Raw genomic sequence first — 24,252 nt, 5'->3', positions numbered from 1 at the left:
AAAATCACTCCTTATTTTTAAGTTTTGTTTCTAATACTTCCATTCTGCTTTTCAAGTCGTTCACTTCTTTATCCTTCTCAATCAGATACAATGTTAATTCCTCCACTTTCTTCATCAGTAATTTATTCATCTCGCTTACGTCAAGACCTTTTTTTATCATTTCCTGTTCGGAGGGGATCTCGGGTAAATGCTGGTTTTGATCTATATAGTCCTTTACTTCGCTCAATGGGCGTAGTTGATAATCTTTTTTGAATACATAATCTGACCAACCCAGCATGTCTATAACTACTGATTGAGAGTGAATTCTGCCGTTGACATCGAGTTTGTTTTGTGGATTGGTTTGACCAATCCCCACATTACCTGTATGCAATACCGTAAATACTGGGCTGCCTACATTATTACTCATAAAAATCCCAACGGTTCCTGATGTTAAGTATCCGGGTGTGGCATCCCCGAATTTGATATTATTGGTGTAAGTAGAACTACTGACTGTAACATCCAATTTGGCTGCCGGATTCGTTGTCCCCAAGCCCAGATTACCTTGTTTAATGGTTAAATAGGTGCTTGCTGCGGTTCCCCAGGATTGTACATCTGATGTCGGGTCTCGTTCCCACCAGGTCCGGGTGTCGGTTTGAGGGCTAATGTAAGAGCCGTCTATCGATATCCCATCATGCAGCCTGCTGGTTGTAAAATCGCTGCCGGCTGCATTTCTGACCAGCCATATATTGTTTTGAACGCTATTCGTTGTCGAACCACCTGTAGAACTTAATAACAGGTTATTTTTTGCGGCGCTGCCTAAAGCGGTAGGTTGATAAACGGCGAACTTCGCTGTGCCACTGTTGATTCCTATACCAACATTTCCGGTATTACTGTTATAGATGTTGTTGCCTGCGGTTGTCCATTGGGCTTGAGAAAAGTGGGAAAAGGTTAAAAGAGCAAAAACGGTTAGGGAAAGTTTTTTCATTGTTTAATTAAATAAGGTTTGGTTTAAGGTATTTCGATGGACTATGCCTGCTACATGGAGCCTCGAAGAGTTTGTTTATGAGGAGCGCTCTTAGGAGGTTGAGTGGTATTTGGGAAACTTCATATGATTTGTGATAGGTTAATAGCATATAAATGTAATTAACATCTTTTTAATTTGCAAGGGGAGGCCTGCAATATTTAACCTACTTCAAAAAAAATAATAAGCTGCATTCACCAGATACATTTCTTGTGGTAAAATAAAGGCTTTCGCTTTTAGACAGACGCTTATTTACATCATTGGTTAACAACAATAGATTGTCAATGCATAGGGATTCATCTGCAAGTGTAATAACCAACCAAGGCGTGAACTGGTAGGTTAAATAAAAGATGCAAAATAATTGTAAAGAAAACTGGTAGAAAAATTTAAAAGCTCAAAAATAGGCTACAGAAAATCCTATAAAAAGCGCGACTTTAATGTTTATCTCCTTGGAATCTCAGGGCCATCATAGGGGTGTTCCAAGGCATGGATAATCTGTAACAATCGATGCCTCGCACCGTCGTTCTTAGGATTGCTGAGCATCATTTCGATATTTCTCGGGACATATTCCTTTACCTCATGTTGTGTACACGCCCTATCTAATCGAAGTGTATCCGGCAATACCGCCGTCTTAAAGTAATCAATGATCTCTTCGTCTGTCATTCGGCAAAGATAAAAATGCAGGTTAAAAAAAAGTCCGGAATCCGAAATACTTCTATCAAAAGCTAAATTGTAAAATCCCTCGATTGAATGTTAGTTTTGATCGTAAACTTCAACGAAGTTTCCTTATTCCTAAGCCTGTTGATACTGCTCAAAACGTCTTCGTATAACTTGCTGTACTGATCGTTAAAAAATTTATGTTCATCAATTAGAAAAACGATATGTTCGTTCACTACCGAAATATCCCAGTAACTTTCCGGCAATTCCTGTTTTAAATAAATAAGCACCTGGTTTAGATATTCCATTGTTTCCGTTCTTTATGCTGTTGACGAATATTGATGATTTCTTTCTTTTAAATGCTAATTTTATTAGCAAGTATATTGATTTTTAATTAACTTTGTATCCCAGGTAATAAAACGATGGCAGATAACACGACACTTATTGAAGTTAGTGCATTCTCAGGATTGGCGGGTGCATTACTGACACAAATGATGACCGGAATTTTCGCTTATTTTAATGATAAACGAAAGTATAATCATGAAGTGAAAAATCTTTACCGGATCAAGAAAACGGAAATTGGTGAGAATTTCTATTATATGACGGGTGAGATCATGGCCGTCATTAAAAAGAATATCGGTTACTGGAAGAACTGGAATAATTCAAGGAGTAAAGGCAGCCTGGACTTTTTAAATAGAGAGATGATAAAGTTAAACGCCTACATGGATAAGCTGAAGGCGGAAAACTGGAAATTTAACCTGATTAACCTCTATTTTAATGTATCCATGTCCAACAGTGAGGTCATTGAGTCCAATATCCGGTCACAGCAACTCTATTTAAAGGTCAAAGATATTATGGACAAGATCAGGAAAGCACGGGACTCCGACCGGGATGCCCTGTACCAGGAATACGCATTAGCCGTTTTCGATATGTGCACACAATATGAGGACCTTTATATCAAAATGGAACACGACGCGAATATGGTGAAGAAGGAAATGCTCCAGGACTTCTCTGTCAAATAGCGCGGTGAATATTCTTTAGTCACATCATCTTTATATAGTCACTTTAAAAAATACCCGCCCAGGGATTAACTTTACCACATGAACAAACATTTAAAAAATCCATCATTAATCTTTCTTTCTATCTTTTCCGTCGCCTTGATTTCCTGGGGATTTAAGGGCCACCGCGCCGTGGCGACCATCGCACAAAAACACCTGACCAGTAATACCGCTTACGTGGTTTCGGTTTATCTCAGGGGAGAAGGCATGGCTGACGTGGCGACCTGGGCTGACGAAAACAAAAATAGCGCTACCGCGCCCTGGCATTTCTTAAACCTGCCGTTAGGCCTGACACGCGAACAATTTGTGAAAGCGGTAAGTGAAAGTGATAATAATGTTTACAGTGCTATTCTGAAAACAGAAGCCGCTTTGAAAGACAAAAGCCTGACGGCCGACCAGAAAAATGAAGCGCTGAAATACCTGATTCATTTGGTAGGGGACGCCCATCAGCCCATGCATGTAAGCCGGAAGGAAGATAAGGGCGGCAATACTATACAAGTACGTTTTGATGATAAAGGTACGAACCTGCACAGCCTTTGGGACAGCAGGCTGATCGATCATGAAGGATTAAGCGGAGCTGACATCGTTAAAACCTATGACACGGCTACTGCTGCCGAGATCAGACAATGGCAATCCGACAGCCCGATGGAATGGATATGGGAAAGTTACCAGATCAGCAGTGAGTTATACGCGCAGGTTAAACCCGGCCAGAACATCGACGAGGCATACTATCAGAAATATATCCCGGTGATCCGCAAGCGTATCAACCAGGCGGGTATTCGTTTGGCGGGAGAGCTGAATAAACTTTTCAATAACGAGCAGGTAAAAGCGACCAGTGCAGTGCTGACTCCGTCATCACCGGTAAATACACCAAGCGTAATTCCGGCAAAACTGGAAGATGTGAAAAATTATATCGGGAAAACGGTGAGCGTACGGGGTAAAGTTTATGGCAGCAAGGATATCGGCAGCATGGTTTTAGTGAATATAGGCGCGGCTTATCCTAATCAGTTACTGACGATTGCCCTGAAAGGCAAGGCTAAAGAGTCAGGTAATCAGCTGGATGATAAAACGATTATTGCCGAAGGAGAAGTGGTGGAGTACAAAGGAAAACCCGAGATGATCATAACTGACCCGTCAAAGATCAAGTTCTGATGTTATGCCTGAACCCTTTATTGTCCGGTAATTTACCAGGGGGGAACATGAATTTAAAGCAGGTTTCGAACCTGCGGTTATATTTACCGTATTGCTGTGCTCATTGATGAAGAGACTGTTACCTTTGAGCCGGACGAGGGGGAGGTTACCGGGCACTTACTTTACCTGATGAAAGTAATGCAGGGAAATTATTTCAACAGGTTTGCTGCGGGTGATGTCTGAAGAGTTGCGGATGCTGATAAATTAACGATAAACAGAAGGGTTTAAAGACTCTGTTTGCCCCGTATTAATATATCTGGCTTGCGGGCCCGAATCGGATAGTGATTTTTGAGCTTTTCCATTGGATAAATGCTTTAACAATTCCGGGTGCATAAAATGGTGTTTGATAAAAACATACAATTATTTGATTTGCAGGTTTTAGTATCTTTCGATATTGTTTTAAGTAGCATGAATGGGAGTTATTTGAACATTCCATTATTTTTTTTAAAATAATGGATATGATCACGATACGCGATGAACATCATGTTGACTTTGACGGAGCCGATGCATTAACTGGTGGGGACTTGTTCCGTATAGCTGCACAGATCGTAAAATATCCGTAATTCCGAGTATAATAAATTCAGATCACTACCCGGAAGGTTAGATTGATCCTGGCTTTCATAGATTTGATGGATTTAGCTATCCGGTGTTCCCAATTTTCCTGTAACCCCGCTTTCATGAGCAGGAACGAACCGTGTTCCAGACGGACCGAATACTTTTCGCTGTGATTGTATTTATTGCGGATATCAAAGCTGCGCACCTGTCCGAAACTAACGGACGCGATCACCGGGTGTTTTCCTAAAACGGATTCCCTGTCGCTATGCCACGCCACAGAATCGTTCCCGTCACGATAATAGTTCAGCAATACACTATTAAATTTCACCCCTGCCAGTGGTTCCACTAAGTGCTTGATCATTAATAGCTCCGGCGTCCAGGGATTTGGATCAGATACCTTACCGGTAGCAGAATAATCCGTTCCGAAATCCCCAAACCAGGCGGTAAGGCGTGGCGTGATGACTTCTTTATCATACATTTGCTGAACTGTTTGTTTCCAGGGCATGTGGGTAATAAACCGGTGCAGCAGCAGGTCGCTCTGCGCCTGGTTGACAAATCCCGGCCTGTATTCCAGCAGTTCCTCCGGCAATCCTTTGCTCTGACCTGCTTCTGCGAAAAAACTCAATTGTTCCATTGAAAAAAATATTTTACAAAGTTAATGAAATACTAATATTTTTAGTATTAGTTTTGTAGTCTGCTTTTTGTCAGGATAGCAATTGTTTTAAAATGAGGGTCAAACCGAACTTCAACATACGCATACATAGGCAACCAGGTAGAATAACAGGTATTGTAGTTGATAAAATATTTTGAATTAATATCCACAATGATGAATAAATAAACATAGGGTTATGAACGACGCGAAAAAGGAAATAATCAGTCAGCTACGGAAGGATATCCTTTTGTGGGAGGGCTTTAAGCCAGGTCTGGCCGGCAAAAAAGATATGATCGGCCTCGGACCGGTGGAGGCTGCTTTTCCAAATGGGGTATTCCCAAAAGGCGTGATCCATGAATTCATCAATACGGTTCCCGAGCAGGCCGCAGCCTGCGGCGGTTTTTTAGGTGGCCTGCTGGGTTCCCTGATGCGGGATGGGGGCATTTGCGTCTGGATCAGTGTATCCCGCCGGCTGTTCCCGGGTTCCTTACCGGCCTTTGGTGTTGAACCTGACCGGATCATATTTTTTGATCTGAGCAACGAAAAGGAAGTTTTGTGGGTAATGGAAGAGGCACTTAAATGCGAAGGACTGGCCGCAGTCGTGGGGGAGCTGAATGAAATCAGCTTTACCCAATCGCGTCGTTTGCAGCTGGCGGTGGAACAAAGCCGCGTGACCGGCTTTATATTGCGGGGAGACGAAAGAAAACGGAATACCACGGCCTGTGCCGCCCGTTGGAAAATCGCGCCGATACCCAGTGAAACGGAAGATGAAATGCCTGGAATAGGTTTTCCCCGCTGGAAAGTCGAATTATTAAAGGTTCGAAACGGCGATCCGGGCACCTATGAAGTGGAATGGGCAGGAGACAGGTTCGCGCCGCTTACAAAAGAGAAAACAGCAATTGATCTATCACCATATAGACGTCAGGTTGGATAAGCATTATGCCCGCACGTTTTATTTCGATATGGTTCCGTTATTTGACGACTGACTGGCTGGCTTTGCGCCGGCCGGAGTTAAAGCACCTGCCTTATGTTCTTGTTATTCCGGATCACGGCCGCCTGATCATCACAGCGGTTAGCGCTGAAGCAGAAAAGTTAGGCATCGAAACCGGTATGCGCGCTGCCGATGCCAAAGCCATCGTACCCGGGCTGGAAGTAATTGATGATCAACCGGGGCGCAATGCAAAATTGCTGAAAGCTTTGGGAGAATGGTGCATCCGGTACTCTCCGGTTGTCGCGGTGGACGGTGCCGATGGGCTGGTGATGAATATCAGTGGTTGCGCCCATCTCTGGGGCGGGGAGCGGGAATACCTGAAAGAAATTGTTTCCCGCTTCAAAAGCAAGGGCTACACGGTACGGTGTGCCATCGCGGATACGGCTGGCGCCGCCTGGGCGATCTCCCGTTATGGGCGGGTCACACCCGTCATTCCTGCGGGTGAACAGGCTAACGCTCTATTAACCCTGCCGCCGGCCGCATTACGACTGGAAGAAAATATACTACAACGGCTCAGGAAGCTGGGATTTTACCAGATTAAAAGTTTCATCGGTATGCCCAGGTCGGTTTTGCGGCGCAGATTTGGCGAGTCTTTACTACTCCGCTTAGGCCAGGCGCTGGGCAGCGAAGATGAAGGGATCGTTCCGCTGCAGAAGCCGGTCGTTTACGAAGAGCGGCTGCCCTGCCTGGAACCCATTAAAACGAAAACAGGTATTGAGATCGCCATCCGGCGCTTACTGGAACAGCTTTGTCTCCGATTGCGGCAGGATGGCAAAGGTCTGCGCACCGCGGTATTCCGGGGTTACCGCATCGACGGCAAACTGGAGCAGGTCGAGATCGGGACAAACCGTCCTACGCATAGTGTAGGGCACCTGTTTAAATTACTGGAACTAAAAATCGCATCGATTACACCGGCCTTGGGCATTGAGCTTTTTACACTGGAAGCGGCAAAAGTTGAGGATGTACAGCTGACCCAGGAGGCCTTATGGGCAGGTAAACCCGGATTGGATGACCAAAGTATCACGGAGTTCCTGGACCGGGCAGCCGGAAAGGTTGGTGCCGGTAAGATCCATCGTTATCTTCCGCAACAGCATTACTGGCCCGAACGCGCCATGAAAAATGCGGCGATACAGGAAAAGCGTTTAAACAACTGGCGGATAGACAAACCGCGTCCTACCCAATTACTGCCTAAACCTGAACCGGTAGAAGTGTCTGCCCCGGTTCCCGATTATCCCCCAATGTTGTTCCGGTATCGGGGGGGCGTACATCATATTAAGAAAGCGGACGGCCCTGAACGTATTGAACGGGAATGGTGGCTGGACGAGGGTGAACACCGGGATTATTATCAGGTGGAAGATGAGCAAGGCCAGCGTTACTGGCTTTTCCGTTCGGGTCATTATGTGGGAAACAAACCCTACCAATGGTTTATACATGGATTTTTTGCGTGAAGGAGCAGGACGATGAGTTATACGGAATTACAGGTCACCAGCAATTTTAGCTTTTTACGGGGAGCCTCTCATCCCCATGAACTGGCCGAACAGGCCGCTGCCCTGGGCTATACCCGGATTGCTATTACCGACAGGAATACGATGGCGGGCATTGTGCGGGCGCATGTCGCGGCTAAGGCCAATAATATCCGACTTATTCCCGGCTGCAGGCTGGATCTCCTGGATGGGCCAAGTCTCTTAGCTTATCCAACCGATGCCGCTGCTTATGGCCGGCTCTCCGCCTTGTTATCCCTGGGTAACCTGCGCGCGGAAAAGGGCAAATGTTTTCTTTATAAAGCTGATGTTTACGCCCATGCAGAAGGGATCAAATTTATGGCCGTAGCCCCCGAAACGCTCAACAGGCGTTTTGATTTTGATCAAAACTTTAAGGATCTATTGGCGGAATATCGCCAGGAATTAGGGATCGGCCTGTACATTGCCGCCAGCAGGACCTACCAGGGCGATGACCAAAAGAAACTTTTCCGGATTGCCCAGCTTGCTGAAAAGTTGCATATACCGATGGTGGCGACGAATGATGTACATTACCATGAACCCGGACGCCGTGAACTGCAGGATGTATTAACCTGTGTCAGGGAAAAGTGTACGATACAGGAAGCCGGATTCCGGCTTCATATGAACGCGGAGCGTTATTTAAAACCTATAGCGGAAATGGAACGGATCTTCCGGCCATACCCGGAAGCCATAGAAAACACCCGGGAGATTGCCGACGCCTGTACTTTTTCGCTGGATGAATTGAAATACGTTTATCCGGAAGAGATCAACCGGAGCGGACGTACGCCGCTGGAAGAAATCACACATCTCGCCTGGGAAGGTGCCCGTAAAATATATGGAAAAGTGATTCCGGAGAAGATCGTCAGCGGTATCAACCATGAATTACGCTTTGTGGAAGAAATGGATTACGCGAATTACTTTCTTTTTGTAGAAGACATTGTAAGGGAGGCGCGCAGCCGCGGTATTCTTTGCCAGGGACGTGGCTCGGCGGCTAATTCGGCAGTGTGTTTTTGTTTGGGTATCACGTCAGTCGATCCCTCGAAATTCGACCTGTTATTCGAGCGTTTTATTTCCTCCGCGAGGAATGAACCGCCGGATATCGATGTGGATTTTGAACATGAGCGAAGGGAAGAGATCATTCAATATATCTATGATAAGTATGGCCGTGACCGGGCGGCGATTGTGGCCACGGTTACGCAACAGCATCAGAAGGGCGCAATCCGGGATGTGGGTAAAGTGATGGGGCTGTCAGTCGACACGATCAACCGGCTTTCGAATTCGATATGGGAACATACCGACGAATGGTTCGAAGGGAAGTTATTGAAAGCCCAGGGCTTAAATCCCGATGATGTTAATCTAAAAAAGACATTGGAGCTGACCGCGCAGATGATGGGTTTCCCGCGACAGCTCGGCCAGCATACCGGCGGTTTCGTGGTTACCCAGGGCAAACTCACAGACCTCTGTCCGATCCTGAATGCCCGTATGGAGAACCGTACAAACATCGAATGGAACAAAGATGATATTGACGCGCTCGGTTTTTTGAAGGTGGACGTTCTGGCGCTGGGTATGCTGACCTGTATCAGGAAGGCATTTGAACTCTGCAAACAGCATTATGGACTAGACCTCACACTGGCTAATATACCCCAGGACGATCCCGCAGTATACAAGATGATCCAGCTTGCTGATACGCTCGGTGTTTTTCAGATCGAGAGCCGCGCGCAAATGTCCATGCTGCCCCGTCTGAAACCGAAATGCTTTTACGACCTGGTGATCGAAGTAGCGATTGTAAGACCCGGACCCATACAAGGGGATATGGTACACCCTTACCTTCGGCGGCGCAACAAGGAAGAACCGGTGGATTATCCCTCCAAAGAACTGGAAGATATTTTGGGCCGGACCCTGGGCGTTCCGCTATTCCAGGAACAGGCGATGAAAATCGCTATTGTCGCGGCAGGTTTTACGCCTGCCGAGGCGGATGGTTTGCGCCGCAGTATGGCCATCTTTAAGTTCAATGGCAAGGTCAATCAGTATGAACAGAAGTTGATTAACGGCATGATGGCTAAAGGGTATACCGAAGCGTTTGCCCGCCGCATTTTTAAGCAGTTGGAAGGCTTCGGCAGTTACGGCTTTCCCGAGAGCCATGCCGCCAGTTTCGCGTTATTGGTGTACGTTTCCTGCTGGCTGAAGTGCTATTACCCGGATGTATTTGCCACCGCCCTGCTCAATAGCATGCCGATGGGATTTTACCAACCGGCCCAGATCGTGATTGATGCGCAAAAACATACCGTGGAGGTTCGTCCCCCTGATGTGAACTATTCGCAATGGGATAATCTGCTGGAGGAAAAATCAGGTCAATATTATGCGATCCGTTTGGGCTTTAGGCAGGTAAAGGGCCTTCGGCAGGAAGACATTCAGGTTTTATTAGAAAAAAGAGGGGAAGGGTATAGCAGCATCAGTCAATTAAGTGATTCCGGTGTTTCGCAGGCTACTATTGAGCAATTAACTGACGCGGACGCGTTCAGATCGATGAATCTTGACCGCAGGGCGGCTTTATGGGAGGTCCCGGCATTGAATGATAAACCTATCGGCCTGTTCGAGGGACAACCTTCTGAAAGTACCAAAGAACCTCAAATTCAATTACCTTATATGACTCCCGGTGAACACGTCGTACAGGATTACGCTTCCATAGGTTTATCCTTAAAAGCGCACCCGGTAAGCTTTATCCGGGAAAAGTTAAGTATGCTTCATGTTTTACCGACGAAGAAGGTCTACACCGACGTGCAGGAGGGGCAGTTAATCAAGGTAGCAGGACTGGTATTGGTCAGGCAAAGACCCGGAACCGCGGGCGGCGTTTGCTTTATTACCATAGAAGATGAAACCGGCTTTACGAACCTGGTCGTTTTTGAAACGCTATTTGACAAATACCGCAAGGAAATATTACAAGCCAGACTTTTGATGGTGGAAGGCCGGCTCCAGCGTGAGGGCATGGTCGTTCACGTTATTGTTACCCGTTGCTTCGACCTGTCTAAATTATTACATGAATTGGTACAACATAAACAAGAGGATCTGCCTTTATTGACACTTTCACGGGCAGATGAAAAAAGCGCGCCATATCCGGCGGTTAATAAAAGGGCACAAGTACACGAGCAAACGCCCGAGATATTTTATAAGGGGCGGAATTTCAAATAGTGAAAATAGCCTGAGGAATAGATCATCGTTCATTCAGCTATGTTACAAATTTAACCGCTGCTTAATCGGTGTTACTGAATAAGTTTCGCCATTCATCAGTATATAATTCGGGAAAATCATGTCATCGGGTATTTCCCGGATTTTTAATTCTTTTTCCAAAAAAGTATATACCAATATAAATTCTATCTATTTGGTATCTCTAACCCATCATACGGATGTTCAGGGCTAGATGATCTGTAACAATCGATGTCTCGGCCCGTCGTTAGAGATGTTAAACATCATTTCAATATCTCTGTGCACCTGTTCTTTGACTTTTTGTTGAGTAGATGCCTATCTAATCGAACTGTATCCGACAATGCCAATTTCTTAAAATATTCGATCCCTTCCGGATAAGATATTATCCACCCAGCAACTCCCTGATGAAGACAAAGAGCACACATGTATACCATTGATGGCCTTATTCAAAATGCTAAGAGAAGGTTAGCTTATAAAAAGTAAAAGCCCAACGCTTGGCTGGACTTGGTAAACTATTGCTGGTTGCTCTTTATGACTGAGTCATCTAACCGACCCAAAATTATACTTCGTGCAAGATGCCCAATAGTTAAAGGCAGCTTGTCATCTTCTTCTCCTGAAGAAAATAAAGAGGGTTCTGGATAAAAGTATCTATTGAATCTGAAGTTATCTATATTTACTTTAAAAAACTTACTAAACTCAATAATCAGTTCCTCAGCATCATCTCCAGTAATGCCCAGGTCGTCTTCAATGACGGAGTTGTAATTAATCTCATCCTCATCAATCCCTGATCGTTTGCTTATATAAGTAATGAGCTCTTTATTATATTTTTCCATTTTTAATCTGATTTTTTTATATAACGTCATCATGCGCTTAATGTTCCGGATGCCAGATAGTCTTACCATCACTCATTAGTTCTGGTGCTTTAGCTTTTTCGCTGTACGGTAAAGCATTTATTATCTTAGGCGCCAGATAGTCGTCAATGGAATAACTGACATCCAATACGGTATATATAGCTGAAAGTTCGCCTAAATAGATCGATGCTCTTCTCCCAACATATCGTCCCCAGGTTGATGCATATCTTTTACCTCCATTTTTGGCAAAGTGTGTAAAAAGCCTTTTTTTGCCATTCCAACTAATCGGCTTAGTCCACCATTTACTTAACCCATAAGATAGCAATGTAGTAGATTTTGATGCACCTGGCAAAACTGGACCGAAAAGCGTCTTAGGAATAGGCCAAGTAAACAGGCCTACCGCCGGCCCAAACGCATGTTTAACATAGCCTACTATCGTAACCTCGTTCAATTTAGTAACCTTTCCTGTATCCAATCCCATTAGATCAATATACCTTGTAGGATTATTCAATACGTAATTATAAGGACTCATATTATAGTGAATTGGAGAACTTTCGGCTGTAAATACTGTAGAACTCTCATCATCTTCATCCTCCTCATTATCTGCATCAGAATTTTGCCTCATGGGATATTGTCTCTTTTGTTTTATATCTCCTGGAAAATAATCATCTTCTCGCAACGGATCAACACTCGTCCACCTGGCAATCACCGGATCGTAGAACCTTGCGCCGTAATCGTACTGAGTCAGTTCTTCTTGTAACTCCTTTTTATTATAAAGATACTTATTTCCTCCATTAACCAGGCGATGTACATTTAAGCCAAAAGGATAGTAGTCATCTTCACCTACTTTACCATTGGTCTGGTCAAACGTTACCCGGTTATTACCCAAATGATCAGTCAGCGTATATTCATATACATAATTTGTCCCGCTCCGGTTGGCTCTGCCTTCTTCGGTCTGCACAAAATCTATCGTTCCATCTGGCCGATACTGTATCCCGTCAATATATTCGGTGATCGATCCATTACTATTTTTCCTTAATTTCTCTCCCGTAGCCGAATAGGTATAGCTAAGACTCTTAGAAGCGATATTTCGAGGCAGGTTAAGCATATTGTAAAGGATAGTATTGCCTTGGCCGTCACTCGGAGCGTTGCCATTCGGGTCATAAGCTGTATAACTCCGAAATGCTGAGCCATTATTCGTGATCGTTTGCAATTGATTGCCAACATAGTTATAAGTTAAGGTAGCAGCGTTAGGTGCTGTACGGGTTAAGCCGATTATATTGCCCAGGTAATCATAATTACTAATGGTTTCGCTGAAACCCGTAGTAGAGCTACCTGCTTTTAAACGATTCAGGTTATCATAGCTGTAGTTGACATGTTGGTTCCCACTGATACCGGCATTGTATTGCTGTTCGACTATATTGCCATTGAATTGCGCTGTTGCCCCGAATTGGGGTATATTGTAGTTCAGCTTTAAGCTAAACAGCCGAGTAGGAGATGAGGCAACCGCCGGATTATTGATCTGGCTTAACCAACCTCGTTCGTTATAGGTATAATCAATATCCTGAAGAAAACTGGCCCCGTTATTGGTACTATGTAGGTGTTTGGTCATCAACTGACCAATCTCGTTATAGTCCAATTGGGAAATGATCGTTGGTAAAGGCGCCTGAGTGAGCCCTATGCTGATGGCCTCTGAGGTCTGTACCTTGCGTCCCATATGGTCATACTGGTAATTGGTGGAAACCGCTATAGACTGGGAGCCAGCGACGTAATGATGACGGGTGGTGGTGGTTACTTGGTTATTAAAATTATAGATATTGTCTATTTTATCGTAGTTGTTGGTGTTCGCATTCGCTTCCCCGCCTAGGTAATGTTGTTTGTCCGTTTGCGCGACACGCCCAAAACTATCATAAAAGTTCACTGTCCATAACATTGCGCCATATGATCCGTCTGGTAATAAAACAGCTGTTTTGGTTGCCGTCATTAAGCCGGTTGGATTGGCCAACGTATTACTTATTGTTGAAATATAAGGATTGTTCGGGTAGCTGTAGTTATCATAATAATTCAACACGAGATAACGCAGAATATTGGTTTGGGGCCACGCCGTACCAGGGTAGCCGGTGCCGGTTGTCTGCTGGGTTTCCCACAATGTGGTCTGTCCATCTACTGTAGTTTGCAAAGCCGCCCGGTAGCTGGTACCTGCCGTACTGCCCGGATATTGGTAAACGCCTGAATACGCTACCCGGCCGAATTGGTCATACTTGGTAAAACTCCATTCTTGCGTACTTTTTGCCCGCTGTACACCATCCTGGGTTGCTACTACCTGATCCATTGTATTATACACGATGTATTCCCAGGCTTTGCCCGGGATCTTTTTCTCGACCAGTCGATTCCGCTGGTCATAGTGATAACCATAAATAAAGTTCGCAAATACCGCATCTGCTTCAGTAAAACTTGTTGGGTAGGTTGTACCAACGGGTATCGGGGGGATCACATAGCGCAGGTTATTCAGGTCATCATAAATATAATAAGTGGCCAGGTAAGTCGTTGCATCTAACTGTACTTTCTTGCAGACCACATTTCCTTCCTTATCTTTAAACGCTATCGTATTGTTCCCGTTTTCATCGGTAGTCGTGGTTTTATATAATTGGTTTATGCCATAATTTGAAGACCCGGTAGCTCCCGTTCCGGAAGTATTTAGAGTCCAAAGGATTACTTCCCCTGTCGCATTGAAGCCATAGGCGGTTCTTACTGTATGGCCACTACCTAACTGCCAGGGTTGACCTGGCGCCCCCAGTTCCAATACCCGGCTCAAGGGCGACGATTCAAATCCAGTGCTTGCGGATGGATAAGGAATAAGGCTTACGCCCGTAGGTGGTGTTTTATAGAACTGATCCTGACCTGCGTTTGGGGTTAGCGCATCAGCCTTATAGCTGCCATCGCTTGCTCCGGAGGTTATCGCATAAGGCAGGTATTTCGTGGCTTCCCGGCTAAACTGGTCATAGGCTATAGGTTGAACGATATCTTTACTTCCCGGCGAACCTTTGATTTGAACAGTCTGTAGTGGGCGCCCTAATCCATCAAAATATTGCACCGTCTGCATGAGTTTGCAATTGGTATTGTTTCCTGCTGGATCGATGCCAGCTTCCCTGGGTATCGATGTCAAAATATAATTTTGGTTTTGGCTTAAATTCATACTAAGCGGAACGCAACTGGTCTGGATAAAATAACGATAACTGTTGGTGCTTGTTGCCGTAGCTGTAAAGCCGGGCAATAAAGTAATGCTTGTTTCATTATAGTAATTACCGGGCGTGGTCACAGGAGCACTCAACTGGGCCGGGCTAGCAATATACTGGGCTTTCACGCCCGGTGATAGCAATATCATCAGGATCGCCAGGAACAGTTTACCTGATATATTATGATTTGAATATGATCGTGTTTGCATGCTGATAAGGTTTAATAGAATCTGCTTTTATTGTCCCTGGTAATGATAGTTGGTCTGTTTAACAATATTCCCATCTTTATCTCTTACAATCTTCAGCCGCTGAAGACTATCGTATTCATAAGTAGTCGTCTCATTTTTCGGATCTGTCATGCTGGTCATACCCACTAATGGATCATAGGTATAGGTCGTCATCTGCGCATCGGATGGGTAAAACCGTACATCATCAATCTGGCCACTTGGAATACTGATCGTATAAGTTCCACCTGTTACGCTTACCGGTGGTAACATTTGTAAAGTCCAGCTATTACCGGTCTTAAGCCAATAACTGAGGATATAGCTTTTGGAGGACAAACCACTTAATGCTTTGCTATAGGCGCCGGTATAACTCAAGTGTCCAGTCCTGCAATCATTGAAGGCACTATTTCCGGCCCCTTCTTCAAAGTTCTCGTAGTAAAAATCTCTATAACCAGAAACAGTAGTTATCGAGGCGGAATACGTAACAGAAAGATTAATGGGGATAATCAGATTTTGAGCGTCATAAATACTCGCGGTTAGGGTATAATTTCCAGGGGCCAGTCCTGTCAAGACCCTGCTCGACGAGTAATTTCCACAGGTGGCCGTACCGGTGGCTAAACACAGTGAAAAGGAACCTGTACCATAGTTATTAGGTCCCGTAATGGCTATCGTTAGTTCCGCACGAACAGTACCGCTCCCTTCATCACCGCCAAAATCGATAGATAAACTGGCAGTACCATCTCCTCCTACTGTAAACTGCCGGGTAGCAACATCCCTATTTGTGCTGGGGAACTGTACAGAAAAACCATTTCCACCGGGGGTTACTGTTGTTTTTAATGTGTTTGAAGCGTTTTTTATCTCCGCTACAGGATATTGCTGGCGATATCCCCATTGGTAGGAGATAAGCGGTCCATTAAGATTTTGAAACCCTGATAGTTTTCCATTATTATAACCTGAAAACGTATACTCATTCAATACAGGACCGCTTCCATATTGCCTCGTCGAAGTATAAGGATACGGGTAATTATTAAATACATCATAGGTATTGGATGTGGTCACGATAGAATTGCCTTTTTGTTGTGTCTCTTGTAATACCGGAGCAATGTTATTTAATGCAATCAACTGCTGACGTGCCGTTTCCGCTGTACCGCTCTGGATGAGATCGGTTACATATTTGGTAGTTTTGGTAGTGGTTACCCCTTTACTATCCGTGCTTGTTTCCTGTGTCGGATAAAGGTGTGAACTGCTTCCATATTGGTATAGATTAATTTGGGTTGCAGTAGGATTCTCATTATCATCATATTCAGTATTTGTTTCTGAGGAAATCTTTTTTATCCCGAAATCTGCCAAATCATCAAAGTAATAAAAATATCCGCGCGCTGTGGTGTAATTATAGACATACGCATCAGCGCAATCTCCTTCTATAAGGATTTCATCGAAAACTTTTAGCCCTGAATTTATTGTGCCTGTTTTAAAAGGCGTGTAAATACGGTCGGTTGTTCTTAATTTCTTATATGCCCCGTTCAGATATTTATAATATATGGTATTTGTTAAATTTCCCCTTGCCCAGGAGCGGTTGGCAAAATATGTATTGTTAACTTGCGGACAATCTACATTATACTGACGATCGGTTTCTATGTCGTATAAATAATCTGTTCTTAAACTCGGGACATTTCCACCATCTGTATATTCCTGTACTAAATTATATATTATCGGCGAACCGTTGTGCTCAGAAAGCGGCCATGGGTATGAGCCGAAATACATAGTTCTGTTACAGGGCTGAGTGGTACATTGATTTATATTGGTATGATAAGCATAAATAATATTATCCTCATTAAACTGATATGCGCTTTGAAGGCCTATTAAGCTTAATGTTATTGGATCACCATATGTATATTTCTTAATTACAGGTATGGCAGCCGCGTCAGCTTTGGAAGTTATTGTTTTGATCCGAAGCCCTCCAATTAGGTTACCAGCAAGATCTTTATTAGATTCAAATGCAAAGTCAGTAGTTCCTCCCGTTGGATAAACTATTTGTTGAAGCATATTAGCTTGCGCATATATTTCATTCGGTTTACGGTCGGCCGGAGCAAATCCATTATAGTTAGCGCTACCATAAGGCGGCAATGTTGGTATGGTGTTCGTATTTGATGCGCCGTTATAATATCCATAGTAATCCATTGATAACCATCCCTGGTTACTCCCAATTATATAACTTTGATCATTAGGATTAAAATATGCCGGCAAACGCGTTTGCATGTTATATATAAAAGAATATTTGCCAACGGTTAATAAACTTTTATCTAATAAATTAATTTTATCCAACCTAAGCCGGTTATTATAGGAATCGCTACCGCCCGAGTTGAAATAACCATAATTGAATGTATATTCTTTTAACAAACTAATCGAGTTGTCTGCATTGATAGCATTAATGCTTACCGAATTTAATTGATATTTCCTTCGGTCAAGCCTTCCGTCCTGATAGTTAAACTGTACCGAACCATTTTTGAAACTTATTTTCGTTAAAAGCACGGTATTATTATAAATTACCGACGTTCTGCTAACGTTCAAATTCGTCCAGCCCGGATTAAAAGGAGAGGGATGTACGGCCCCTGTGCCATATTCTTGAGAAAACGACAAAAAAGTATCATAATCTCCTGTTACTATTGAATTGTATTCAAATTTTATAGTATCTGCTTTATCATAAGAAATCATCTGCGTTAAAAGCCATGATGACGTATAATTTCCGTTAATTCCCGTAGCCGTTTGTATTTCCGGTTGAGTGAATAAATAATCCGTTCCATCATCACCAATAATCTCAAACGTATTGTTGGTGAAATCAGGTTTAATCTGATTTTTCGTATACGATAAAGGCTGGATGGTGTTGTTCATATCGTATATAAACTGACCAGACAGCTTTTCACCGGCTGAATAAAAATAATTATCCGATTGAGCGTCGTAAGTTCCTAACTTGACAAGGTTAAGGTATTGAAACAGATTTCCATCTTGTGTAGCATTGTCAATATCTGCCTTGGTTTTGTGTGCCATACTTAGGTAACCATATGGTCCGATTTCGTCAGGTATCCCTTTAACTGCCCGGGAAACCATTCCTCCAGCCAGCAGAGTCCAACCCAAACCTACATTTGTTGCTATATCATTTATTCTCATTCCGGAAGCATGGTAGGATAAAGTAACGGGCAGAGATAATTTACCTGAATGTATTTCATATAACGGGATATCAATCTTAGGGACCCCCGTACTATAATCTACAGGGTATTCACCATATCGTTGAAAGGCCTGTGCTTCTGGAGACGGCGGAATCACTTTAGGCTGTGGTGATGGAATATTTTGACTAAAGCTTGCTTTATATATAAATATAAAAGTTAGAAAAGGGAAAAAAAGGTAAAAATTACGTTTCCTGTATTTCATGTGAATCAAATTATTAAATGAGCTGATAGCCGTAAAAACACTTTGCGTACTGCTATTTTAATTTATGACGACTTTGTTACTTGTTTAGTTCATGTAAAAGCAATGTCAACTGTTTTTCAAGATTCCCTACCCGGTCACTTTCCTGTTTTAATTGATTTTTCATCAAATCGACATTGATTTTTTGTCGAGTTATTTCGTTTTGCTGATCCTGATTAACTTTTTCCTGCTCTTTTTCTTTCTGATCTTTTTCAATCAAATACAAGGTCAACTCTTCCACTTTCTTCATCAATAATTTATTCATTTCGCCCAGGTTAAGACCGTTCTTTGAAATCTCTTGTTCTGATGGAATCTCTGGTAAGTGCTGGTTCTGATCGATGTAGGCTTTTACTTCAGATAGTGGTTTTAGTTGATAATCCTTTTTGAAAACGTAGTCAGGCCAGTTGGCTTGCAATTTAACCGTAACGGACTCGGCGATGATCCCCCCGCCAACGGCTAATTTATTATTGCCGGTATAACCTGTAGCCAATCCAATCATGAGCCTCCCGTCCCCGGTAAGCCACATCAACTGGTTCTCTGTACCTGTATTAGAATGGTTATAAAATGCGAAGCCACCCACATTTCCTCCACCTTGATTGCTGATAAAGTCAGTTTCACCCGCTCCTTGTGTTCTGTTCCACCCAATCAGCATTTTACCCGTATTTTCCAGGAAACTAAGAGAAACTGTTCCGTTTCTGTTATCAAGATTTGAATTATTGCCTGCTACAACAAATTTCCCGGCTACCTCAAGATTAGCGTTCGGGCTGGTTGTCCCAATACCGACATTACCCTTATTGATCGTTACATACGTGTTGGCTGAATTACCCCATGACTGAACATCCAATGTAGGATCTCTTTCCCACCAGGTCAGGGTATTGGTTTGTGGCGTCATAAAGGAACCATCTATAGAAATTCCATCATGCAGCCTGGCTGTAGTAAAGTCGCTTCCTGCTGCGTTCCTGACCAGCCATAAATTATTCTGAACATTATTGGCCGCTGAACCGCCGATGGAACTCAGCAGCAGGTTATTCTTGGCAACGCTTCCTAATGCACTGGTCTGGTAGACCGCAAACTTTGCAGCGAAGCTACTGCCTCCGATAGCGACATTCCCGCTAAGGTTGTAATAAGTATTGGTGGTTCCGCTTACGGCCCATTGGGCGTAAGAGAAATGACAAACAAATAATAGGGTGATAATAGTAAAGGTTACTTTTTTCATGATTATATAAAGAGGCTTAGATATGAGACAATATTATTTCAGTATACCGGATTAAATCCCGGTATTTATTTAGGCGGAAACACGCGCTTTGTTTGAGTCGTATTCAAGTTACGGTGTCTTATGAGGGATTTAAAAAGGATGGTTTCATGCGATGGTGATAAAGTTTTAAGTTTGGGTTAAATTAGTTTTTCGTGTATCATATACAGTTAAAACTGTTTTAAATGTATGTATTTTATTTACAATAATGAATAAGGATATATATTTATTTTTTTGATTGAATATATACAGATAACCGTTGTAATCACCTGGAATTTTGCAGGCGATTACAACGGTTATCTTCGATTAAGTAATAGACCCTAATGGTCATTGCGGAATTGTTGGTCTGAGTTACCCAACTATTAATAACATTTCTTAAAAAGCCCAAACTTGCATAAATAAAACACGATCATTAACGTAAGCCACCGTTATTACACGATTCTATTTAACGTAAATGTTTCTACAGCGGGAAAGTATCGGTACAAATGATAATCTTTTAGCGGATAATTATTATAAAACGACCTCCGTTCTGGCTACATCCCCGGGGATCAGAAGTTGGCTGTGATGAGATGCCCGGTGGTTATTTATTATTTTTGCATACTGTCTATTGTGGGCAAAGTTTTGAAGGAGCAAATGTATTATATCGGTAAGTGACTAATAACACTCCTAACGGGAAAACGGTATATGCTTATAATATTGACGGCGCTTTAATGCCATATTTAGTCCGACGATGCCAGGTGGAAGAGAATACATAGATCAAAGTATGGGCTTAACGAGTTTGGCTCACGCTGACAATGGGTCACGTAAAGCGGAGATAATTAATAAGATGAATCCAGTAGGTCAATCTGACACAGAATTGCAAAACCAAATGGTTTCGCCCTTTTTCCTTCCGGTTAAAACTGTTTGAGCGAAGGCTGGTTCCCCACGTACTTCATGCCAAGGGGTATTAGGTGGACACCTTTGGTGTTTGATAGGGTAATAAAAAACGCTCGCTGTGAAAAATCATTTGCCGCCATTCCCAGAAACGCCAGGGTTTGATCGTAAAGGTCCGGTATAACCGGATGTCGCCTGTGTTTTTTTCGGGGTGCTGACAAAGGAAATAACCGTATAGACGTTGGCAGCCCCAATATGATTTCCCTTTGCCGCTCTCTTCACTGTAGGTAAAGCTGCCATCTTTATTGCTGTAGGTATAGTTTTCTTCCAGGAAGAAACTGAAAAAGGGGAGGTTGCTGCCGATGATGATCACGGTTATGATCAGGATGATTTTTTTCATATGGATATCCTTTAAAAGTTAATTACAGGGGCCCTTACTGAGCGGTGTGATACCCCCGTTTCTATTGAGGTTGGCCGCGTCTTTCAGGTTGTCCAGCGCTGTACCGAGGCCGGCCGGTGTCATGGACCTTGGCTGGCTGCCGGGTCCCAGGAGGCCTACAATCGTTGTCGGGTCGGGTAAGTTGATTTGCCCGGCCTGGCAGGCGTAAAAGGCGAAACTGGTACAATTGAAGGTAACCAGGTCATAGGTAGGCGGTGGGCTGCTCACGTAGTTGATGATTTTGTTAAAATTGTCTGCTGTTACGCTGTAAGTGATACTTACGTTGTATTCAAGATCACCACCATTATTCACAATTTTTGAGGGCGCGTGCAGTTTGTCGAGGCCGGTCGCGTCGGGGTAAAAACCAAAGACCTGGGTGACGCTGCTCTGCCCGTTGCTCTTGGTCATGCCGATGGCGGTATGGCCTACGCTGTTGGGGCCGATATTAAAGGAGGTGCCGGGAAAGGGTTCTTGCACGTATACGGTGATGGTCATGGTGGCGCCCTCGTCGGGTATGCTGCCAAAGCAAAGCATCAGGTTTTTGGGGTTGACGGCGGGGTTGCTCTCTCCCGGCAGGTTGGATACGGAGGGGGCGGGGGGAAGGTTGGGGGCATTGCCGCCGCCGGAGCCACCGGTATTAGCGGGTACACCGGCGCCGAAACCGCCCGAACTGCCGCTGCCCAGGTCGTAATTACAGATCTTTTCCGCATAGACGGTGACCCCGCCGTCCCCGTCGGTATAGGCGTCCTGATACCAGGTACAGTCTACGGCGAGGAGATCGGTTTTGAGTTTGCCGGTGTCCTGCGGGGCCTTGGGCCGGATGAGGCCGATGAGGTTACCGGCCGAGTAGACGCCACCGTGGAGCAGCCGGTAAGCCGGGTCATAGACAAAAATGCGCCCGGTAAATTGGCTGGCAGGCAGGTTGCCCTTACGCTGGAGGGTCAGCCCGTCCGGGATGATCTCGAGGATCTGCTCGTGAATTTGTTGCGTTGAATCCTGGTAAAAGGCGACTCTCCGGTATCCCTGCCGGATACCCTGAAAGGTGGGCTGCCCGCTGACGCCGGTCAGCCAGTAAGTTGTCCCGCTGTTTTGCCGGTATTCAGCATGGCTCCAGTCGATAACCATGGGTGGCCGGTTTTGGCCCTGTTGCGCGTACCAATCTTTGACGGCGTCTAGGCTGAACCCTTTTTTTACGGGCTTAGTTGTCGCTTGCTCGAATGTGGCCTTCCGGCAGGCGGTGAGGAGACTCAGCAGGATGAGGAGGATGAGGATGGTTCGCTGTTTCATGGCTGATGGTTTGGTCCAAATCTCGGGAGCTTGGCGGGCTTATTTTTTGATTTGGATCAAATTCGCCTCCTCGCCCGGATCCGGCTGAGCGTCTCCTGGGTGATGCCCAGAAAGGAGGCGATCTGTCCCAGGGAAGCTTTTTCCAGGATACCCGGGTATTTCTCCAGCAGGAGTTGGTAACGCTCCGCGGGATCCTTTGTGCGGAGCAAAATGGCACGCTCTTCGGATTGGATATAATAACGTTCGGTCACCAGGCGGCCATGGTAATTGTATTCCGGGAATTCGGCGTAGATCGTTTGCAACTGGTCCCAGGACATGGACAGGAGCACGCTGTCTTCCAGCAGTTCGATGTTTTCGGCCGCTGGCCGCTGGGTATAAAAGCTGTATACGGAGATCATCAGGTCATGGGCGCCCATGAACCAGGTGGTATGTTCCCGTCCTTCCCGGTCAAGAAAAAAGGCACGCGCGAATCCCTGGCGGATAAAATAGATGTGCCGGTTGATCTCCCCTTCCGCCAGCAGCCGGTGTTTTTTGGGGTAGGTCCTGCGGACAATGAAGTTTTCAAAACGCTGGCGCAAGGCGCCGGAGAGCGGGGCGATAAAGGTCAATATCTGGAATAACAGCTCGGTGTCTGAAAGGTCGTTTAGTTCCTGCATACGATTTTGATTAGTGTCAAAACGTTCTCTAACGATAGTAATTAACTTTGGATTAATGTTTTATGCCTGCTAATTAATAATTTTTAATTCAGAATAGCAACTGTTCCGCGAATTATCTGATAAGGAGCCGGATCGGTTGATGCCGGGAACAGTTAATGTTTTATCGGCAAGGAGGATCGTTTTTCGCCGGCTAAAAAGACGGCCGGTTCACCGGCACGGCGAAGTTTACATTAAACCAGAGTAACCCTATGATCAAATTTGCCGAAAAATTGCTACCGAAGCTTCAGGACGAGATTACGCGGATCAGCACGAAAGAAACTGCTGCGGCTCCAAAACTCAAACTGATTTTACAGGCCATCCGGTTGGCTTTAAACCAGCTCCAAATGCATCTCCCGGGACACCCCTTTGCCCATGTACAGGAGGAGATCGATTTCTTTAAGCGGGTCAAACCGCAGTTTGATGCGCTTCGGATCTATTACATAGGAAAATATGATCTGGAAATCCGTATGCCGGTCGCGGATACGGAAAGCCTGAAGGAGTTTTACCGGGAGGAACTCCGGACGCTGCAGCGCTTTTTCCGGCATGTCTGTTTTTATTATGAGTACTACCGCTTAGGCGCTACGGAACTGGATAGACTTTATTTTGTCCGGGGCGCGGAGGCGCCTGGTGTATTACTGCCGGAACTGCCGGACCAGGATCCGGGATTTTCCACGGCCGGTGATTATCTGTTTGCCAAGATTATCGCCTATGAACGTTTGCAGGGGGATCTGCTCCGGGCGGTCGGTGCTTTGGATCCGGCATACAAGGGAAGGGCGGAGACTGCGGAGGAACTGCCGGCGCTGAAATGGACCGGGGATAAAGTCAATTTGGTAGAGGTGATCTATGCGATCTATTTTACAGGCCAGCTGAATCATGGTAATGCTGATCTGTCGCTGATCATCCGTTTTATGGAAAAGCATTTGGAGATTGATTTGTCCAGGGCATACCGCGACTTTATCGATATCCGGAACCGGAAGATCAGCAGCCCGAGCCGGTATATCGATCAGATGCGGGAATCCATTCATAAACGCGTGGACGACGACCTGGCTTTTAAAGTATCCAGGAAGAATAGTTCAAAACCAGGCGGTTATGGATAAATCGTTCGCAAGTACCGGCTTGCTTG

17 protein-coding genes are annotated in these 24,252 nt (G+C 44.7%); 6 read left to right on the top strand and 11 right to left on the bottom strand.

Going from position 1 to position 24,252, the window contains the following annotated elements:
* Positions 1 to 4: 4 nt before the first annotated feature.
* The 3 genes from ACNURT_RS19070 to ACNURT_RS19060 all read right to left on the bottom strand — a co-directional run bounded on the left by ACNURT_RS19070 (position 5) and on the right by ACNURT_RS19060 (position 1,965).
* On the bottom strand, positions 5 to 964 hold the full coding sequence (locus ACNURT_RS19070) for a hypothetical protein (RefSeq protein WP_419699081.1): 960 nt from the start codon (positions 962 to 964) through the stop codon (positions 5 to 7).
* A gap of 477 nt (positions 965 to 1,441) precedes the next feature.
* Positions 1,442 to 1,663: a DUF6965 family protein gene (locus tag ACNURT_RS19065; protein ID WP_419699080.1), complete on the bottom strand. Its 222-nt coding sequence runs from the start codon at positions 1,661 to 1,663 to the stop codon at positions 1,442 to 1,444.
* A gap of 62 nt (positions 1,664 to 1,725) precedes the next feature.
* Positions 1,726 to 1,965: a hypothetical protein gene (locus tag ACNURT_RS19060; protein WP_419699079.1), complete on the bottom strand. Its 240-nt coding sequence runs from the start codon at positions 1,963 to 1,965 to the stop codon at positions 1,726 to 1,728.
* 114 nt (positions 1,966 to 2,079) lie between these two features.
* Here ACNURT_RS19060 and ACNURT_RS19055 point away from each other — a divergent pair, with 114 nt between their 5' ends.
* The gene (locus tag ACNURT_RS19055) at positions 2,080 to 2,679 is read left to right on the top strand and encodes a hypothetical protein (RefSeq protein WP_419699078.1); all 600 of its coding nucleotides are present in this window, start codon (positions 2,080 to 2,082) and stop codon (positions 2,677 to 2,679) included.
* A gap of 78 nt (positions 2,680 to 2,757) precedes the next feature.
* Positions 2,758 to 3,867 carry a S1/P1 nuclease gene (locus ACNURT_RS19050; RefSeq protein ID WP_419699077.1) on the top strand — a complete coding sequence of 370 codons (1,110 nt, stop codon included), beginning with the start codon at positions 2,758 to 2,760 and terminating at the stop codon, positions 3,865 to 3,867.
* 619 nt (positions 3,868 to 4,486) lie between these two features.
* Here the strand turns inward: ACNURT_RS19050 and ACNURT_RS19045 are convergent.
* Positions 4,487 to 5,095, bottom strand: a complete 609-nt coding sequence (locus ACNURT_RS19045) for an alpha-ketoglutarate-dependent dioxygenase AlkB family protein (RefSeq protein WP_419699076.1) — start codon at positions 5,093 to 5,095, stop codon at positions 4,487 to 4,489.
* 214 nt (positions 5,096 to 5,309) lie between these two features.
* Here ACNURT_RS19045 and ACNURT_RS19040 point away from each other — a divergent pair, with 214 nt between their 5' ends.
* The 3 genes from ACNURT_RS19040 (at position 5,310) to ACNURT_RS19030 (ending at position 10,792) form a co-directional block, all read left to right on the top strand.
* Entirely contained in the window at positions 5,310 to 6,047 is a 738-nt protein-coding gene (locus ACNURT_RS19040; RefSeq protein ID WP_419699075.1) for an ImuA family protein, read from the top strand.
* Between the two features lie 62 nt (positions 6,048 to 6,109).
* On the top strand, positions 6,110 to 7,552 hold the full coding sequence (locus tag ACNURT_RS19035; RefSeq protein WP_419699074.1) for a Y-family DNA polymerase: 1,443 nt from the start codon (positions 6,110 to 6,112) through the stop codon (positions 7,550 to 7,552).
* Positions 7,553 to 7,564: 12 nt separating this feature from the next.
* Positions 7,565 to 10,792: an error-prone DNA polymerase gene (locus tag ACNURT_RS19030; protein ID WP_419699073.1), complete on the top strand. Its 3,228-nt coding sequence runs from the start codon at positions 7,565 to 7,567 to the stop codon at positions 10,790 to 10,792.
* 527 nt (positions 10,793 to 11,319) lie between these two features.
* On the opposite strand, the gene ACNURT_RS19025 is transcribed toward ACNURT_RS19030, so the two are convergent.
* The 7 genes from ACNURT_RS19025 to ACNURT_RS18995 all read right to left on the bottom strand — a co-directional run bounded on the left by ACNURT_RS19025 (position 11,320) and on the right by ACNURT_RS18995 (position 23,090).
* On the bottom strand, positions 11,320 to 11,640 hold the full coding sequence (locus tag ACNURT_RS19025) for a DUF1493 family protein (RefSeq protein WP_419699072.1): 321 nt from the start codon (positions 11,638 to 11,640) through the stop codon (positions 11,320 to 11,322).
* Positions 11,641 to 11,677: 37 nt separating this feature from the next.
* Positions 11,678 to 15,103 (bottom strand): DUF6443 domain-containing protein, encoded by a 3,426-nt coding sequence (locus ACNURT_RS19020; protein WP_419699071.1) that lies wholly within the window; start codon positions 15,101 to 15,103, stop codon positions 11,678 to 11,680.
* A gap of 27 nt (positions 15,104 to 15,130) precedes the next feature.
* Positions 15,131 to 18,547, bottom strand: a complete 3,417-nt coding sequence (locus tag ACNURT_RS19015; protein WP_419699070.1) for a hypothetical protein — start codon at positions 18,545 to 18,547, stop codon at positions 15,131 to 15,133.
* Positions 18,548 to 18,623: 76 nt separating this feature from the next.
* Positions 18,624 to 19,799, bottom strand: coding sequence for a hypothetical protein (locus tag ACNURT_RS19010; RefSeq protein WP_419699069.1), 1,176 nt, complete (start codon positions 19,797 to 19,799; stop codon positions 18,624 to 18,626).
* 982 nt (positions 19,800 to 20,781) lie between these two features.
* Positions 20,782 to 21,108: a hypothetical protein gene (locus ACNURT_RS19005; RefSeq protein ID WP_419699068.1), complete on the bottom strand. Its 327-nt coding sequence runs from the start codon at positions 21,106 to 21,108 to the stop codon at positions 20,782 to 20,784.
* An 18-nt stretch (positions 21,109 to 21,126) separates the two neighbouring features.
* Complete coding sequence (locus ACNURT_RS19000; protein WP_419699067.1) at positions 21,127 to 22,434, bottom strand: hypothetical protein; 1,308 nt, start codon at positions 22,432 to 22,434, stop codon at positions 21,127 to 21,129.
* Between the two features lie 56 nt (positions 22,435 to 22,490).
* Positions 22,491 to 23,090, bottom strand: a complete 600-nt coding sequence (locus tag ACNURT_RS18995; protein ID WP_419699066.1) for a Crp/Fnr family transcriptional regulator — start codon at positions 23,088 to 23,090, stop codon at positions 22,491 to 22,493.
* 383 nt (positions 23,091 to 23,473) lie between these two features.
* On the opposite strand from ACNURT_RS18995, the gene ACNURT_RS18990 reads away from it, so the two are divergent.
* Positions 23,474 to 24,226, top strand: coding sequence for an RteC domain-containing protein (locus ACNURT_RS18990; protein ID WP_419699065.1), 753 nt, complete (start codon positions 23,474 to 23,476; stop codon positions 24,224 to 24,226).
* Positions 24,227 to 24,252 lie beyond the last annotated feature (26 nt).

Origin of the sequence: Mucilaginibacter sp. NFX135, assembly GCF_048565145.1 — a bacterium.
Taxonomy (GTDB): domain Bacteria; phylum Bacteroidota; class Bacteroidia; order Sphingobacteriales; family Sphingobacteriaceae; genus Mucilaginibacter.
Note: the sequence above shows the minus strand (reverse complement) of the source record. Positions and strands in the feature narration are given on the sequence as shown.

What these genes read in the sequence shown, in the direction of transcription:
- ACNURT_RS19020 (WP_419699071.1), bottom strand. Translation starts at nt 15,103, where the DNA reads ATGCAAACACGATCATATTCAAATCATAATATATCAGGTAAACTGTTC.
- ACNURT_RS19030 (WP_419699073.1), top strand. Translation starts at nt 7,565, where the DNA reads ATGAGTTATACGGAATTACAGGTCACCAGCAATTTTAGCTTTTTACGG.
- ACNURT_RS19055 (WP_419699078.1), top strand. Translation starts at nt 2,080, where the DNA reads ATGGCAGATAACACGACACTTATTGAAGTTAGTGCATTCTCAGGATTG.
- ACNURT_RS18995 (WP_419699066.1), bottom strand. Translation starts at nt 23,090, where the DNA reads ATGCAGGAACTAAACGACCTTTCAGACACCGAGCTGTTATTCCAGATA.
- ACNURT_RS19065 (WP_419699080.1), bottom strand. Translation starts at nt 1,663, where the DNA reads ATGACAGACGAAGAGATCATTGATTACTTTAAGACGGCGGTATTGCCG.
- ACNURT_RS19015 (WP_419699070.1), bottom strand. Translation starts at nt 18,547, where the DNA reads ATGAAATACAGGAAACGTAATTTTTACCTTTTTTTCCCTTTTCTAACT.
- ACNURT_RS19070 (WP_419699081.1), bottom strand. Translation starts at nt 964, where the DNA reads ATGAAAAAACTTTCCCTAACCGTTTTTGCTCTTTTAACCTTTTCCCAC.
- ACNURT_RS19025 (WP_419699072.1), bottom strand. Translation starts at nt 11,640, where the DNA reads ATGGAAAAATATAATAAAGAGCTCATTACTTATATAAGCAAACGATCA.
- ACNURT_RS19010 (WP_419699069.1), bottom strand. Translation starts at nt 19,799, where the DNA reads ATGAAAAAAGTAACCTTTACTATTATCACCCTATTATTTGTTTGTCAT.
- ACNURT_RS19040 (WP_419699075.1), top strand. Translation starts at nt 5,310, where the DNA reads ATGAACGACGCGAAAAAGGAAATAATCAGTCAGCTACGGAAGGATATC.
- ACNURT_RS19060 (WP_419699079.1), bottom strand. Translation starts at nt 1,965, where the DNA reads ATGGAATATCTAAACCAGGTGCTTATTTATTTAAAACAGGAATTGCCG.
- ACNURT_RS19050 (WP_419699077.1), top strand. Translation starts at nt 2,758, where the DNA reads ATGAACAAACATTTAAAAAATCCATCATTAATCTTTCTTTCTATCTTT.
- ACNURT_RS18990 (WP_419699065.1), top strand. Translation starts at nt 23,474, where the DNA reads ATGCATCTCCCGGGACACCCCTTTGCCCATGTACAGGAGGAGATCGAT.
- ACNURT_RS19000 (WP_419699067.1), bottom strand. Translation starts at nt 22,434, where the DNA reads ATGAAACAGCGAACCATCCTCATCCTCCTCATCCTGCTGAGTCTCCTC.
- ACNURT_RS19045 (WP_419699076.1), bottom strand. Translation starts at nt 5,095, where the DNA reads ATGGAACAATTGAGTTTTTTCGCAGAAGCAGGTCAGAGCAAAGGATTG.
- ACNURT_RS19005 (WP_419699068.1), bottom strand. Translation starts at nt 21,108, where the DNA reads ATGAAAAAAATCATCCTGATCATAACCGTGATCATCATCGGCAGCAAC.